Source organism: Megasphaera elsdenii DSM 20460, assembly GCF_003010495.1.
Taxonomy (GTDB): domain Bacteria; phylum Bacillota; class Negativicutes; order Veillonellales; family Megasphaeraceae; genus Megasphaera; species Megasphaera elsdenii.
The window spans coordinates 1,958,155-1,974,481 of the sequence record NZ_CP027570.1 but is presented as its reverse complement, the minus strand read 5'-3'; the positions used below and the strand labels follow the sequence as shown (position 1 = coordinate 1,974,481).

Annotated in this window: 8 protein-coding genes; all 8 read right to left on the bottom strand. The window is 57.3% G+C overall.

The annotated features are described in order from the left end of the window. Nucleotides 1-182: 182 nt before the first annotated feature. The 8 genes from C6362_RS09355 to C6362_RS09320 all read right to left on the bottom strand — a co-directional run bounded on the left by C6362_RS09355 (nt 183) and on the right by C6362_RS09320 (nt 16,226). Nucleotides 183-2,318, bottom strand: a complete 2,136-nt coding sequence (locus tag C6362_RS09355) for a DNA topoisomerase III (protein ID WP_014016907.1) — start codon at nt 2,316-2,318, stop codon at nt 183-185. Between the two features lie 217 nt (nt 2,319-2,535). Beyond that, nucleotides 2,536-4,182 carry an ATP-dependent nuclease gene (locus tag C6362_RS09350; protein WP_232501467.1) on the bottom strand — a complete coding sequence of 549 codons (1,647 nt, stop codon included), beginning with the start codon at nt 4,180-4,182 and terminating at the stop codon, nt 2,536-2,538. A gap of 127 nt (nt 4,183-4,309) precedes the next feature. Then, a complete protein-coding gene (gene malQ, locus C6362_RS09345; RefSeq protein ID WP_014016909.1) occupies nt 4,310-7,708 on the bottom strand; it encodes a 4-alpha-glucanotransferase in 3,399 nt (1,132 codons plus the stop codon). 176 nt (nt 7,709-7,884) lie between these two features. Continuing rightward, nucleotides 7,885-9,321, bottom strand: coding sequence for a glycogen synthase GlgA (gene glgA / locus C6362_RS09340; protein ID WP_014016910.1), 1,437 nt, complete (start codon nt 9,319-9,321; stop codon nt 7,885-7,887). Between the two features lie 31 nt (nt 9,322-9,352). Further along, entirely contained in the window at nt 9,353-11,461 is a 2,109-nt protein-coding gene (glgB, locus tag C6362_RS09335; RefSeq protein WP_014016911.1) for a 1,4-alpha-glucan branching protein GlgB, read from the bottom strand. A gap of 22 nt (nt 11,462-11,483) precedes the next feature. Next, nucleotides 11,484-13,913 (bottom strand): glycogen/starch/alpha-glucan phosphorylase, encoded by a 2,430-nt coding sequence (locus C6362_RS09330; RefSeq protein WP_014016912.1) that lies wholly within the window; start codon nt 13,911-13,913, stop codon nt 11,484-11,486. 28 nt (nt 13,914-13,941) lie between these two features. Further along, on the bottom strand, nt 13,942-15,063 hold the full coding sequence (gene glgD, locus C6362_RS09325; RefSeq protein WP_014016913.1) for a glucose-1-phosphate adenylyltransferase subunit GlgD: 1,122 nt from the start codon (nt 15,061-15,063) through the stop codon (nt 13,942-13,944). Between the two features lie 2 nt (nt 15,064-15,065). Beyond that, on the bottom strand, nt 15,066-16,226 hold the full coding sequence (locus C6362_RS09320; RefSeq protein ID WP_014016914.1) for a glucose-1-phosphate adenylyltransferase: 1,161 nt from the start codon (nt 16,224-16,226) through the stop codon (nt 15,066-15,068). Between the last annotated feature and the right edge of the window lie 101 nt (nt 16,227-16,327).

The following is a 16,327-nucleotide window of genomic DNA, read 5'->3' as shown; positions in this document are numbered from 1 at the left end:
GCTCGTAGGGGCCGTCCCAAAGGGCGGCCCGTTTGTGGGAATCCCGCAGGATGCGGACTGCGGACTGCGTTATCCACAGGATTCGCGGCGGGCTCCCCACGCGGGAGCCCCTACAATGCGGTTTGCGTTATCCACGGGATTCGCGCGGGCGCCCGGTTATGGGCGCCCCTACGGCCTCTACGCTAATGTTTAGCGTAGAGGCTGGGCACGCCGTCGACGTCGGCACATTTGGTGTTGCAGCCTTCCTGGCTGCAGACCCAGAACGGGCCATACGGGCCAGTCCGTTTCTGGAAGGTCCCTTTATGGCAGCGCGGGCAGGGATAGGGCGACGGCTTGGCGTCGGGCCGTTTCTTTTCTCCCTCGACGGGCTCGGTGTGGCGGCACGACGGGTAATTGCTGCAGCCGTAGAAGTCGCCGTATTTGCCGTGGCGCTTGACCATGGCGCTGCCGCAGACGGGACAGACCTTGATGCCGGCCAGGTGCATGACAACTTTCCGGGCTGCCGTGACTAAGGTATCCAGGAAGGACAACTGGTCGTGCAGGAAGTGGTTGAGGTCATCCTTGCCCAGGCTCATCTGATAGAGCCGTTCTTCCCAGACCGCCGTTTCGTCGGGATAGAGCATTTCATCCGGCAGGGAATCGACGAGGAGATACGCGTCGTCTGTTGGCTTGAGGTACTTCTTCTTCCCTTCTGTCGTCAGGAATTTGCGCTGGATGAGTTCCTGGATGATCGTCGCCCGCGTCGCTTCGGTGCCGATGCCCTGGACTTCTTTCAATTTCTTCTTCAGGCTTTCATCCTTGACGTACTTATAGATTTCCTTCATCGCTGCCAGGAGCGTCGACGGCGTGAACCGCGGCGGCGGCTTCGTCGCTTTCTTGTCGACCTGGCCGTTCTGGTAGTGGACGCCGTCGCCCTTGCGGACCGCCGGCAGGGTCCCCTTTTCTTCGTCTTCCTCGTCATGCTTATCGCTCTGATAGAGGACTTTCCAGCCCGGCACGGTGACGGTCTTGCCGTGGGCGATAAAGGTTTCGTCAGCGGCTTCGATGACCATGCGCGTCTGGTCGTATTCATGGATGGGATAGAACTGGGCCAGATAGGCCTGGGCGACGAGATAGTAGATATGCTGCTGCATAGACGTCAATTTATCGAAGGGGCAGGCTACGGTCGTCGGGATGATGGCGTGATGGGCCGTGATCTTGCTGTCGTTCCAGGCGCGGCTGCGTATCTTGCCGTCGGCACCGGCCGCCCATTCCGCCAGCTTCCCCGCTTCCAAGGCACCGATGTTCTGCAAGATCCGCGGTACGTCCTTGCGCTGGTTCACCGGCAGATATTCGCAGTCCGACCGGGGATAGGTCGTCAGTTTCCGTTCGTACAGTTCCTGGGCCGTATCGAGGACCTGCTGCGGCGTGTAGCCATACCGCTTGCCGGCCAGGACCTGCAGGGACGACAGGGACAGGGGCAGGCGCTGGGCCTCTTTCTTCTTGGTCTTCTTGTTCTCGACAATCGTACCGTCAGGCCGAGCCTGGAGGCGTTCGAGGATGGACCGGGCCGTCTTTTCATCGACACAGCGCCCTTCCGGATCGAGGCCGCCCTGGGTATCGCGGGGCTGCCATTGGGCGCGGATGACGCCGTTCTTATGAAGGAAATCGGCTTTGACGACGTAATACGTGACGGGCACGAAGTTGTCCAGTTCCCGCTGGCGGCGGACGACGAGGGCCAAGGTCGGCGTCTTGACGCGGCCAATGGGAAAGACGACGCGGTGCCCCTGGCGGCGGGCAGCCAGGGTATACGCCCGGGACAGGTTCATGCCGATGAGCCAGTCGGCGCGGCTGCGGGCCAGGGCTGATTCCTTGAGGTGGACGAAATCACCGTTGCTGCGTAAATCGTCGAGGGATTCGTGGATGCTCTTTTCATCGAGGGCATTCAGGAGGATCCGTTCGACAGGCTTCTTATTGCCGACGTAGTCGAGGATTTCGTCGATGAGCAGCTGCCCTTCCCGGTCCGGGTCCCCGGCGTTGACGATGGTATCGACGTCGGGACTGGCGATGAGGTCCGTAATGACCTTGAACTGATCCTTGCTGGCCGGACTGACCAGGAGCTTCCACTTTTGGGGGATGATCGGCAAGTCATCGGCATTCCAGCGCTTGTACTTGGGATCATAGTCCTGGGGTTCAGCCTGCTGCAAGACATGGCCATAAGCCCAGGTCACGATGCCGCCGCCCGTACGGATACAGCCGTTCCCCCGCTGGTGCGGCTCCGGCAGGCACTTCGCCAGTTCCCGGGCCATGCTCGGTTTTTCGGCAATAAAAAGTTTCATAAGGCATCTCTCTTTCTGAAATAGACTGTACCCTATATCATACCATGGCTCGTGGCTCGTGGCTAGTAGGGGCCGTCCCAAAGGGCGGCCCGCTTGTGGGAATCCCGCGGGACGCAAATTCAACCTCTCAGTCAGCTGACGCTGACAGCTCCCCTATAAAGGGAGCCTTGGACGGGACGCCTACGGATGCGGTCCGTGGGACCGCGGCGGACTGCGTTTATACGGCTTTTGTGACTTTTGCCAGCTGGCCGGCGGCTTCGATGGCGCGGACGAAGGATGGCGGGATGTCTTCTTTTTTCAGGGACTGGCCGATGAGGCGGCCGAGGATGACGCCTTTATTGCTGTAGAGCCAGGCGAAATAATAGATGTACAGGGCTTTCTTATTGCGCGGATTGACGTGCCACAGAAGGCGGGCCGGATAGTCGTGGAAGTTGACGTCCAGTTTGCGGCAGGCCTTCTTGATCATGTCCGTCGTGGCCCGGGCGTGTTCGCCGCAGGCCGTATTGATGATGCGGTCCAGGTCGCGGCGCTGGCCGTGGTCGATCATGGTCTTGGCCAGGTCCATTTCAAAGCAGATTTCATCGGTGAAGTAGACGCCCCGTTCGCTCTTGTGGCTGCCCTTGACGTCGGCGTCGTAGAGGGCGACGACGGGAATCTTGAAGTATTCCAGGAGCTTCTTGATCTTGGAAATGGAACTTTCGCCGCGGGCATTGATGAGGCAGATGCCGTAGTGATCGAAAGGCAGGTCCAGGGTCTTGCCGAAATGCTGGAAGCAGCCGTATTCCGTTTCCCCTTCGACGATGAGGACGCTCCGCGAATACAGGGCTTCTTTGACTTCCGGGAAGTGCATGATCAAGTGTTTCTCGATTTCTTCGCTGAAATGGAAGCCGGCACCGCAGGCCGCTTTGACCAGGCCCTGTTTATTGCGGTACAGGCGGATGATGTGGCGGTAATCGTCGATGAGGGAATCCGTCGAATGGGTGACGATGAACAACTGGCCCCGCAGACCGTCGAGGCCGAACAAATCCTTGAGGAGCGTGCAGAACTGCGGGTCTTCATTGTTGAGGAGCTGCTGGTAATAATGCAGGACCGACCGCTGCATATAGGGATGGAGGTGCATTTCCGGTTCATCGATGGAAATGACAAGGGGCAGATAGCGCTTACCTGCTTCGTCGACGATGACATTGTGTTCCAAGGGCACGGCGCGGCTGATGGACATCAGGTAGACCTGGGTGATGATGCATAACGCGGCCAGGGAAATGAATTTCATATTGTCCGCCCTGGGCCGGTCCATGCGGCATAAGAGACGGGACAAGAGGAAAATGTTGATGAAATACGACGAGTCCATGGTGCCGACGGCGACTTCGTGGTGGATGAAGGCCTTGGCTTCGTCCGACAGGCCATCCCAGTGAGCCTCGCCCCAGTTCGACAGCTTCTGTTCCAGGGCCCGGTAAATGCGCGGCGGCACGCGCTGTTCTTCCGGTACAGCCGCCGAATAGGATACGTAGCGCAGGCGGCGGATGAGCTCTAACGGCAGTTCTTCGCCGCTGTTGTCATCGTAGAGATGAGGATACATGTCGCTGACGCGCATTTCCATGCGGACGCGCACACTCTGGCGGCGTTCGTCCGGCGTATCGGCGAAATGTTCCCGTTCACTCTGCAGCAAGTTCAGATCCATCGTGATGATAATGGGCCGGGTCACGTCGGCATAATCGTCTTCTTCAACGTTGCGGCCATCGCTCATATAGGAAATGAGGCGCAGCAGGCCGCTCTTGCCGATGGCGTTTTCCCCGACGATATAGTTGGCCTTTTCGTGAAAAGTCATTTCGACATCTTGCAGATTCCGGTAATTTTGAATACGCATATAAGTAAGATACACAAAATCACATCCTTTACAACGTTCTTTACTATACGTATTCGACAAAAAATGCGCTGCTCCCTTCTTTTTGAGAGCAGCGCGTTATTCCTTTTATGTATCATTCATCGTTTGATCAACGTCCGCTTTCGCGGCACACTTTGGCCAGCCAGCGGGCGATATCGAAGGTCAGCTGCCCGTCTTTGAGCTGCCAGTGCCAGTTGCCTTCCGCCACGCCGGGCGTATTCATGCGTCCCGACGACGGCAGGGCCAGGAGATCCTGCATGGGGATGATGACCGTTTCGGCCCGGCGGCGGCAGGTATAGGCGATGAGGGCGCCGACGATTTCCTGCGGAGCCGCTTCATCAGACAGGCCCAGCATCTGGCGGACGTGGAGCTGCTGGCTCGGCGACAGGTCGTCTTCATACCAGCCGCGGATGGTGTTGTTGTCATGGGTCCCGGTATAGGCGATGCAGTCCGGTTCCGTATCGAAGGCCAGGCGGCCGTCGGCCCGGTCCTTGAGGTGGAACTGGATGACTTTCATCCCCGGCAGGTGCAGGGCATCTTTCAAGGTGCACACGTCGTCGGTAATGACGCCCAGGTCTTCGGCGACGAGGCGGAGCCTGCCGATTTTCTGATAGACCGCCCGGAAAAGGTCGAGGCCGGGGCCCTCTTTCCAGGCGCCGCTCTTAGCCGTTTCCGAGCCGGCCGGCACCGCCCAGTAGGCGGCAAAGCCGCGGAAATGGTCGACCCGGACTTCGTCGACGAGGTCCATCATGCGGCGGAAGCGGTCCGTCCACCACTGGTAGTTGTCCGCAGCCATGGCCTGGTAATCGTAAAGGGGATTGCCCCAGAGCTGGCCATCGGCACTGAAGTAATCGGGCGGGACGCCGGCGACAGATGACGGATTTCCCATTTCGTCGAGGTCGAACTGGTCCTGGTGGGCCCAGCAGTCGGCACTGTTGTGGGCGACGAACATGGGCACATCGCCGAGGACGGACACGCCGTTTTTGGCGGCATAGGCCCGGACATCGTGCCACTGGCGGCTGAAGATATACTGCATGAATTTGACATGCGATACGGCGCCGGCCAGTTCCCTGCCGTACTGAGCCAGGGCTTCCCGGCTGTGATGGCGGATATCTTCGGGCCACTCCGTCCAGCAGCGGCCGCCGAAGAAGTCGCGGACAGCCCGGAACAGGGCGTAGTCGTCGAGCCAGTAGGCGTTCTTTTCACAGAAAGCCCGGAACGGTTCCCAGGGAATGGTCAGGTCCGGATCATGGGACATATCCCAGAGAATCTTGGCCTTATAAGCTGCCAGGCTGTGCCAGGACGTCGTCTTTTGCCCCTGGGCCAGGAAATCGTCCAGCGCTTCCTGCCGCAGCCAGCCCCAGTCGCGCAGGACTTCCAGGGAAATGAGGGCTTCGTTGCCGGCAAAGGCCGATTCCGACAAATACGGCGAATCGCCCATGAGGGGCGGCGTCAGGGGCAGGATCTGCCAGACCCGTTGGCCGGCGGCTTTGAGGAAATCGACGAAGCGGTATGCCGCCGGTCCCAAGACGCCGTTGCCACAGGCTGCCGGCAGGGACGTCGGATGCAGGAGGACACCGGCCCGCTTGGTCCCGGCCTCCTTCCCCTGGAGGATGACTACTTTCAGGGGCGGCAGGGTCAGGGTCAGGCGGCTGTTCACCGTCGTGACCGGCGTCATGCGCGGATGGAGGGCATTGGTCAGTTTCCCGTAAGCCAGGCCGTCCGTATAGATACTGATTGTCCGCAGGGCCGACGGATTGCGGTTCATGGCGATGATGAAGAAGCCATCTTCGGCGGGCTTGCCGAAGACATCCTGTCCCCCTTCGATGACCCGGGCAAAGGCGAAGACGTCGCCGTCGGCATAGAGGGGGATGAAGCGGCCCGTCTGTAAAGCGTCGTGTGCTGTGCGCAGCCGCGTCAGGGCCTTGGTCCAGGACAGCAGGTCCAGGTCTTCGTGGCCCCAGGGATAGGTCCGGCGGTTGTCGGGATCCTTGCCGCCGGTGACGCCGACTTCATCGCCGTAATAGATGCAGGGCGCACCGGGCATGGTCATCTGCCAGGCCGTCAACAGCTTCAGGCGCTTCTTGCCCGTTTCTTCGGCCGTCGCCACGTCGGTGCCGCCGGCCTTGGTGAGGACCGTCAGGATGCGTTCGATATCGTGGCTGCCGATGAGGTTGAGCATGGCATAGAAATTTTCGGGCGGATAATTTTCAATGAGCCGCGTCAATTCAGCATTCATGCGCCGCGCATCTTTGACACCGGTCATGAAATCCAGCATGATGGCCCGTTGGGCGTAATTCATGGCACTGTCGATGTCATAGCCGCAGAGGTACTCCCGCTGCTCGCTGTAACTGACCTTGTTCGAAGCATCTTCCCAGACTTCGCCGATGAGGATGGCGTCGGGCTTTTCCTCTTTCAGCGTATGGTAGAACTGGCGCAGGAAGGGCACGGGCAGTTCGTCGATGACGTCCAGGCGCCAGCCGCTGATGCCTTCGTTCAGCCAGTATTTGAGGACGCTGTCTTCGCTGTCGATGATGAAATCCATATAAGACGGCGTCGTCTCTTCGACATCGGGCAGGTCCGATACGCCCCACCACGATTCATAGTCGTCGGGATACTGCTTGAAGCGGTACCATTCATAATACGGCGATTCCTTCGACTGATAGGCGCCGACGCCGGGATAGTTGCCGAAGCGGTTGAAGTAAATGCTGTCGGCCCCGGTATGGCTGAAGACGCCGTCAAGGATGATGTGGATGCCTGCTTCTTTGGCGGCCTGGCAGAAAGCGGCAAATTCTTCATTCGTCCCCAGCATGGGGTCGACGCGGAAGTAATCGGCCGTACCGTAGCGGTGATTGCTGGAACTTTCAAAAATCGGGTTGAGGTAAATCGCCGTGATTCCCAGTTCCTTCAAGTAAGGCAGCTTTTCCCGGATACCGGCGAGGTTGCCGCCAAAAAAGTCGTAATAGACGATGTCGCCCTGGCCTTCGCGCTTGCAGTAATAAGGCACGTCGTCCCAGTCGCTATGGATGACGGCCCCTTTCTTACCGTACAGGCGGCCTGTCGTATGGGTCCCGTGGCGGAAGCGGTCCGGGAAAATCTGGTAGACGATGGCATGTTTGAACCAGTCCGGCGTATGGGCGTCCTTATCGTAGACCGTGACCTGATAGGCCGGCGGCACCTCGGGATATTTGGCCCCTTCCCCGCCGAGGCGATCGTAGTTATTGCCGTAATAGACGGTCTCATGGCCATCGTCGACGATGAAATAATACCAGACCAGGCAGCCCTTGGGCGGCATGGTGACGCAGCCCGTGAAAATGCCGTCTTGGTACGTCATGGGCACAAAGGATTCACCGACATTGCTCTGCCACAGGCGGATGCGGGCCCGGCAGTTCCGGGCATCGCTGCCGCCGGCCCGGAGGCGCAGGATGAGCCGGCTCCCGGAGGGAACGGCACCAAAAGACGAGCGGTAATAAAATTCATGAGAGTTGTGGTACAATCGTAAGTCCATAAGCGGTCCTTTCGTGGCGATTAGTGGCTAGTGGTTAGTGGCTAGCCGTTAGCCAAAAAGGCCTGCCGGACAACGACAAGCCCTTTATCGTTCGTCGTTGTTCGTTCGTCGTTCATCGAAGAAACTAAAAAACATTCCCTGCGATGAACGATGAACTACAAACGAAAAACGCTATTTTATTGTTGTAATACTTTTTTGTACAGATTCAGGTACGCTTCGGCCGAGCGGTCCCAGCTGTAATCGCTGGTCATGGCGTTGCGGACGAGGATATCCCACAAGGCCGTGTCTTCATAGTAGCCCATGGCCCGTTTCGTCGTGAACAGGAGTTCATGGGCGTTGAAGTTCGGGAAGGTCAGGCCATTGCCCTGTTTGCTGTATTTATCGAAGGGATGGACCGTATCCTTGAGGCCGCCCGTTTCACGAACGATGGGGATGGCGCCGTAGCGCAGGGCGATGAGCTGGCTCAGGCCGCACGGTTCGTACCGCGATGGCATGAGGAACATGTCGGCAGCGGCATAGACCTTATGGGCCAGGGCTTCGTTGAAGGTGATATTCGCCGATACCTTGGTCGGATGACGGCGGGCCAGTTCGCGGAAGGCGTTTTCATAGCCGGCATCACCCGTGCCGACCAGGACCAGCTGGACGTCGTCGTCGACGAGTTCATCCATGATGCGCGTGACCAGGTCCAGGCCCTTGTCTTCGACGAGGCGCGTGACCATGGCGATCAGGGGGACGCCGCGCTTGATGCGCAGGCCCAGTTCGGCCCGCAGGGCGTCTTTATTCTCCCGCTTGCCGGCCCGGGCATTGGCGACGGAATACTGGCGCTTGATGTACGGGTCCGTTTCCGGATTATAGACGTCAACGTCGAGGCCGTTGATGATGCCCGTCACCTTTTCCCCATTGTCGCGGATATAGCCATCCAGGCCTTCGCCAAAGTAAGGATAGGTGATTTCCTGGGCGTACGACGGGCTGACCGTCGTGATGTGGTCGGCGTAGACCATGCCCGATTTCATATAGTTCACGCAGCCGTCACATTCCAGGTTGCCCTTATCGAAGAGTTCCTGCGGCAGGCCGATGATGTCGCGCATGATCGACGGCGGATAAATGCCTTGGTACTTCAAGTTGTGAATGGTATAGATCACTTTGATGCCCTTGTAGAAATCATCATGCCAGAAATCTTCTTTGAGGAAGACCCCCATGAGGCCTGTATGCCAGTCGTTGCAGTGGATGATATCCGGCTTGAAGCCAATCTTGGGCAGCATGGTCAGGACGGCGCGGCAGAAGTAGGCGAAGCGTTCGTCGTCATCGCCGTAGCCGTAGAGGCCATCGCGCTTGAAATACCATTCGTTGTCGATGAAATAGACGGTCACGCCGTCCTGCTTGATTTCTTCGACACCGTAGTAGAGCTGGCGCCAGGCCAGGTTCACGATGCCTGTCGTCACTTCTTTCATCTGCTTCTTCGCTTCTTCGGCGATGCGGCTGTATTTCGGAATGACCAGGCGGACGTCCATGCCCTTCTTGGCTAAGGCCTTGGGCAGTGCGCCCATGACATCGGCCAGCCCGCCTGTTTTAATAAATGGCACTGCTTCTGAGGCCACAAATAATACATTCATCGTATATCCCCCACTTTCCCTATATACCGTATCAGACGTCTGCTTCCTTTTTGGCAGGACGCCCAGGTCTTCTCTTTCTCGTTGCAGCAGTCTTCTTTTCAGACGCTGCCGTTTTGGCTTTCCCTTTTCCACGGGTCGTCGCCTTCTTTCCCGGCGCCTTGGCCGTTTTCTTGACGGTCCCGTCAGCGGCCTTATCGGTTTTCACCGTCCGGCGGCGCCGCCGTTTCGTCACTGCTTTTTTTTTAGCACTTCCAGTGAGCTGCAGGTAAATCGTCGCCAGCGGCGGCAGGGTCAGTTCCAGGGACTGGTCCATGCCGTGCATGGGCACATCCTGGGCTTCAAATTCACCTTCGTTGAGGACGTTGGACCCGCCAAAGGCCGTCGCATCGCTGTTGAAGACTTCGACGTACGTCCCTTTCCGGGGGACGCCGAAGCGATATGAATGGCGGACGACAGGCGTAAAGTTGCAGACGACGACGGTCATATCCGATTCGTCCTTACCGGTACGGTAAAAGGCGATGACGCTGTTGTCGCAGTCGTCGCAGCTGATCCACGAGAAGCCCGACCAGTCGCAGTCTTCTTCCCATAATTCCGGATGGTCCACATAGTACGTGTTCAGGCTGCGCACGTAGTCGTGCATGGCCTGGTGCATGGGATACTTGAGGAGGTGCCAGTCCAGGCTGTCATCGTATTTCCATTCGATGAACTGGCCGAACTCGCTGCCCATGAACAGGAGCTTCTTGCCCGGATGGGACATCCAGTAGCCGTAGAAGGCGCGCAGGCCGGCGAATTTCTGCCAGTAGTCGCCAGGCATCTTGTCCAGGAGAGAATGTTTGCCGTGGACGACTTCATCATGCGACAAAGGCAGGATGAAGTTTTCTGAAAAAGCGTAACATAACGAAAAGGTAATCAGGTTGTGATTGTCCTTGCGGAACAGCGGGTCCAGCGACATGTAGCGGAGCATATCGTTCATCCAGCCCATGTTCCATTTGTAATTGAATCCCAGGCCGCCGACGTCGACGGGCTTGGTCACCAGGGGCCAGGCCGACGATTCTTCGGCAATCATCAGGGCCTGGGGGTATTCCTTGAAGACGGCCGTATTGAGATGGCGCAGGAATTCGATGGCTTCCAGGTTTTCCCGGCCGCCGTATTTATTGGGCTGCCAGTCGCCGTCAGCATGGCCGTAATCGAGGTAGAGCATGTTGGCGACGGCGTCGATGCGCAGGCCGTCGATGTGGAACTGGCTGAGCCAGAAGAGGGCACTGGAAATGAGGAAGGACTGGACTTCCGTCCGGCCATAGTCGAAATTCATCGTGTCCCATTCCTTATTTTCAGCCAGCATGGGGTTGCCCGATTCATAGCACGGATCGCCGTCAAAATGGCGCAGGCCGTGAGCGTCGCGGCAAAAATGACCCGGTACCCAGTCGAGGATGACGCCGATGCCGTTGCGGTGGCACAGGTCGACGAGATACATCAAATCTTCCGGCTTGCCATAGCGGCTGGTCGCCGAGAAATAGCCCGTCCCCTGATAGCCCCAGGAGCCGTCGAAGGGATATTCGCACAGCGGCATGAGCTCGATGTGGGTATAATTCATCTGTTTGACATAATCGACGAGCTGGGGCGCTATGTCGCGGTACGACAGCATTTCCCCATCTTCATCGCGGCGCCACGAGCCGAGATGGACTTCATAGGTCAGCATGGGCTTGCGGTACGAATCGTAAGCACTGCGGCTGTCCATCCATTTCTTGTCGCGCCACGCATAGTGGAGTTTCGTCAATTTCGATGCCGTATTGGGACGTACTTCCGACCAGAAGGCGTAAGGATCGCTCTTTAAGATGCGTTCCCCCGATGCCGTCGTGATGGCGTATTTGTAGATGTCCCCTTCCTGGAGGCCGGCAATATGTGTAACCCAAATGCCATTGCCGCAGCTGCTCCGTTCCATGGGGTTGGCATCAGCATCCCAGTGATTGAAATCACCGACGACGCTGACCTGCTGCGCATGAGGTGCCCAGACGGCAAAGCGCACACAAGGCTTGCGGCGCAGGACCGTGAAATGGGCCCCAAACAGACGATAACTGGCGTAGTTCGTACCTTGATGATACAAGAAGGTACTGTACTCGTCGATTGCACTGAGTTTCATATCTTATCCTCCTGATTCTTAGTTAGTGTTTGACCGGCTTGATGCGCCAAATGTCATCGGCGTACTGCTGAATTGTCCGGTCACTGGAGAAATAGCCGGACTGGGCAATATTGACGACGCTCGAATGACACCACTGCGGATGATTCCCATAGCGCTTGGCGATTTCCTGCTGAGCCTGGCAATAGGATTTGAAGTCCTTGAGGACGAAGTATTCATCGTTCTTATCGAGGAAGGACGAATAGAGCATGCCGAAGTGTTCGCCGCTGATGGAGCCGTCGACGAGGGCATCCATGAGGCGGCGGATGTCGGCGTCGCCGCTGTACATCTGCCACGACGAGTAGCCGCCGTGGATGTAGTAATTCATGACTTCATCAGCCCGCAAGCCGAAGATGACGCAGTTTTCGTCGCCGACCTTCCGGTGGATTTCGACGTTGGCCCCGTCCAGGGTCCCCAAGGTGATGGCCCCGTTCATCATGAACTTCATGTTGCCCGTCCCCGACGCTTCCTTGCCGGCTGTCGAAATCTGTTCGCTCACGTCGGCTGCCGGGAAGAGGAGCTGCCCTAAGGACACGTTGTAGTTTTCCAGGAACAGGACCTTCATCTGCTTGCTGATCCGGCGGTCGGAGTTGACCATATGGGCGACGACGTTGATGAGGCGGATCGTTTCCTTGGCTTCGCCGTAGCCGGCAGCGGCCTTGCCGCCAAAGAGGAAGGTCCGCGGTGTAATCTTGAGTTTCGGGTTATCCTTCAAGAGGTAATACAGGTGAAGGATGTGAAGGATGTTCAGGGTCTGGCGCTTATACAAGTGGATGCGCTTGATCTGGATGTCGAAGATCGAGTCCGTCCGCACGTCCGTATCATAGCGGTCGCGGATGTAACGGGCCAGGATATCCTTGCGTTCCTTCTTGACCCGCGTCAGCTGTTCCTGGAAGGACGGGTCATCGGCAAAAGGCATGAGGTCCTGGAGCTTCGACGGCGTCCGGCGCCAGCCGTCCCCGATGGCTTCGTCGATGAGCGAGGCCAGTTGCGGATTGGCTTCGATGAGCCAGCGGCGATGGGAAATGCCGTTGGTCTTATTGGAGAAGCGGTGCGGGAAGCACGTATAGAACTGGTGCAGCGTCGAATCCTTGAGGATCTGCGAATGGATTTCGGCGACACCGTTGACGCTGTGGCTGCCGAGGACGGCCAGATGGGCCATGTGGACCTGTCCATCCCAGAGGACGGCGACGTCGCGGGCCCTCGATTCATCGCCGGGATAGAGGCTGCGGACTTCTTTGAGCCAGCGGTTGTTGATTTCTTCGACGATGAGGTAAATGCGCGGTAGCAGTTCCTTGAACATCGGGATGGACCATTTTTCCATGGCTTCCGGCAGAATCGTATGGTTCGTATAGGCTACGGTGCGGACGGTGATGTTCCAAGCCGCATCCCAGGACACGCCTTCTTCATCCATGAGGATGCGCATCAGTTCCGGGATGACCAGGGCCGGATGGGTGTCGTTGATGTGGATGGCCACATAGCGGTCGAATTTATAGATACTTTCGTGGTATTTCTTCTTATAATGGCGGACGATGCTCTGGAGGCCGGCCGATACAAAGAAGTATTCCTGCATCAGGCGCAGGCGGCGGCCGTCTTCATTGCTGTCGTCAGGATAGAGGAAACGGGAAATCTGCTGGACGCTATCCTTATAGCGGAAGGCCCGGCGCCGGTCGCCGAGGGACAGTTCCTGGTAGAGCTGTTCCCGCGAGTATTCAGCGCGCCACAGGCGCAGCGTGTTGACCGTGTTGTTGTGATAGCCGATGATGGGCACATCATACGGGACGGCGCGGACAGACGAATACTTTTCGTGGACACATTCCAGGCTGCCGTCTTCGTCAGGGCGCATGTAGGCATTGCCGCCGAAGCGGACATAGACAGCCTTGTCGACTTTCTTGACTTCCCAGGGATAGCCGTTGACCAGCCAGTTGTCAGGCAGTTCTACCTGCTGGTTGTCGACGATGCGCTGGTTGAACAAGCCGTACTGATAGCGGATGCTGTTGCCATGGCCCGGCAGCTGCAGCGCCGCCAGGGAGTCGATGAAGCAGGCAGCCAGCCGCCCCAGTCCCCCATTCCCCAGACCCGGATCGCGTTCGGCCGGGATGACCTTATCCAGGTCCCAGCCCAGATCTTCCAGGCCCTGGCGACAGATGTCGTCCATATCGATGCCCAGGAGATTCGATTCCAAAAGGCGGCCGATGAGAAATTCGATGGAGAAATAATAGACTTGTTTGACCTTCTGTTCGGCATAGATTTCATTCGTGCGGATCCAATCTTCACTTACCAGATCGCGGATCATGTAGGCGATGGTCTGATAGACTTCATTCAAGGTCATGTCCCGCAGATCTTTTTCCCACAAAATGTGAGCTTTCTCGGTAAATAACTTTTTGAATTCTTCCTTATCCTGCCATTTTTTCATATTGTCTCTAACCCCTTTGTAGTCGCGTTCAGCGGACTGAACGTTTACCAATGCACAACGGGTTGTCGTGGCTGCCGCTCAATACGGCTTCCGGCTGGATGATCGTATTCTTATCGCATACGACGTAGTCGAGCTGGGCGTCATCGCCGACGACCGAGTGCTGCATGATGATACTGTTGCGAATGACAGCATTCTTTCCCACCTTGACTCGGCGGAAAAGAATCGAATTCTCTACGCGGCCTTCGATGATACAGCCATTAGCTACGAGAGAATTGGTGACATGCGATTCTTCCATGTACTTGGCCGGCGCTTCATCCTTGATCTTGGTATAGATACGATGGTCCTTGTCTTTCAGGAGCAGTTCATGCCAGATGCGGCTGTCGCGCAGGTCCATGTTGACCTGGAAGTAGGAATGAACAGAATCAATCCGTTTTGCATATCCTTGATAATTATAGCCGAAAATCCGCAGACGGTCTACATTCCGCTGGAGTACATCCGTAATAAAGTGGTTATATCCCTGGGCATAGGCCCGGCGTATGCAATGTTGGAATACGTCGCAGTCGATGAGGATTCCCCGCTGGTATAAGTTATCCCCGGCCTTGACTTCCGGCTTGGCTTCGATGGACAGGACCCGGTCCTTGCAGACGTCATCGATGGTCAGAATATAGCCTTCGCGGTCGAAGTCATACTTCTGCTGCTGGTAGATGAGGGTGACATCGGCATTGTGATGGCGGTGGAAATGGAGGACTTCGTCGTAGTCGATGTTCTGGACCATGTCACAGCCCGACAAGAGAACGTAGCGCTTGTTAGCCCGTTTGACGAAGACCAGGTTCTTATAATACGCGGCGATGTCCCCTTCTACGGGATGTTCGATGTCTGCCCGTTCTTCCGGCAGGTAGAACAAACCGTCGCCCTTGTGGGCCAGGCCCCATTCCTTGCCGGACCGGATGTGGTCCAGTACCGACCGGGACTGGCTGGAGAGCAGGAGTCCGACATTTTCGATGCCGGCGTTTACCATATTGGAAAGCGTAAAGTCGATGAGGCGGTATTTGCCGCCAATGGGCAGCGTCGACAACGGGCGCGTGTCGTTGATTTCCTGCAAGGGATGGTCTTCGCGCATATTGATGAGGCCGATCATATTGCTATTCATAACTAGTGTTCCCCTTTCGCTGTGACTTTTTCTGGTTTCAATTCCCCTTTGCGGCCCAGTACGGCGACAGAGCCATCTTCATTGTGGAGGACAGCGCCCGGATAGATATGGCACCGTTCGCCCAGGATAGCCTTGTCGACGACGGCATTTTCTTCGACGACCGTCCCCGGCATGATGACGGAGTTCGTAACTTTCGCCCCTTCTTTGATGGTGACGCCGTAGAAGATGACCGAATTGCTGACGGTCCCGAAGATTTCCGAACCTTCGGCGATGAGGGAACTCTTGGCCGAGCCCTTGGGACCGATGAGGTGCGGCGGGAAACTCTGGTTGCCCGAGTAGATGCGCCAATGGCTGTCGCGCAGGTCGATAGGCGGTTCGTCGGCGATGAGGTCCATGTTGGCCTGCCACAGGCTGTCGATGGTGCCGACGTCCTTCCAGTAGCCTTCAAAGGGATAGGCATAGAGGGGAATCTTGTCGCCCAGCATGGCCGGGATGACGTTCTTGCCGAAGTCGTGTTCCGATTTTTCATCTTTGGCGTCGGCTTTGAGGTACGATTCCAGGACGTCCCGGTCGAAGATGTAAATGCCCATGGAAGCCAGGTTGCTTTCCGGTTTGGCCGGTTTTTCCTGGAACTTGGTGATGCGCATGTTTTCGTCGGCTACCATGATGCCGAAGCGGCTGGCTTCATCCCAGGGGACGCGGATCGTGCCGATAGTGGCCTTGGCGTGATGTTTCTTGTGGAAATTAAGCATCTTGTCGTAGTCCATGGAATAGATGTGGTCGCCGGACAGGATGAGGACGTAATCGTCGCCGACCATTTCCACGAAGTTCAGGTTCTGATAGATGGCATCGGCCGTGCCGCGATACCAGTTGGAGCCGCCGTCGCTCTGATATGGCGGCAGGACATAGGTCCCGCCCTTGGTCGAGTCGAGGTTCCACGAACTGCCGTTGCCGATATACCAGTTCAGTTCCAGCGGCTGGTACTGGGTCAGGATACCGACCGTATCGATGCCGGAATTGCGGCAGTTACTCAAGGGGAAGTCGATGATGCGGTATTTTCCGCCGAACAAGAGGCCCGGTTTAGCCTGATCTTTGGTCAGGACGCCCAGACGGCTCCCTTTCCCGCCGGCCAGAATCATGGCCAGGCAATTAGATTTTTTCATAGAAGCTCCTCCTTACTTGACTGGGACCCGGCCGCTTCGCTTATGGTTTCAGTATGTATGATAATGGACATCGTATCGTCAGACGGCGGGTCTTGGATTCA

Excerpts from the sequence above, each read along its gene's own strand:
- C6362_RS09330 (WP_014016912.1), bottom strand. The coding sequence starts at position 13,913 with ATGAAAAAATGGCAGGATAAGGAAGAATTCAAAAAGTTATTTACCGAG.
- glgA (WP_014016910.1), bottom strand. The coding sequence starts at position 9,321 with ATGAATGTATTATTTGTGGCCTCAGAAGCAGTGCCATTTATTAAAACA.
- glgB (WP_014016911.1), bottom strand. The coding sequence starts at position 11,461 with ATGAAACTCAGTGCAATCGACGAGTACAGTACCTTCTTGTATCATCAA.
- glgD (WP_014016913.1), bottom strand. The coding sequence starts at position 15,063 with ATGAATAGCAATATGATCGGCCTCATCAATATGCGCGAAGACCATCCC.
- C6362_RS09355 (WP_014016907.1), bottom strand. The coding sequence starts at position 2,318 with ATGAAACTTTTTATTGCCGAAAAACCGAGCATGGCCCGGGAACTGGCG.
- C6362_RS09320 (WP_014016914.1), bottom strand. The coding sequence starts at position 16,226 with ATGAAAAAATCTAATTGCCTGGCCATGATTCTGGCCGGCGGGAAAGGG.
- malQ (WP_014016909.1), bottom strand. The coding sequence starts at position 7,708 with ATGGACTTACGATTGTACCACAACTCTCATGAATTTTATTACCGCTCG.
- C6362_RS09350 (WP_232501467.1), bottom strand. The coding sequence starts at position 4,182 with ATGCGTATTCAAAATTACCGGAATCTGCAAGATGTCGAAATGACTTTT.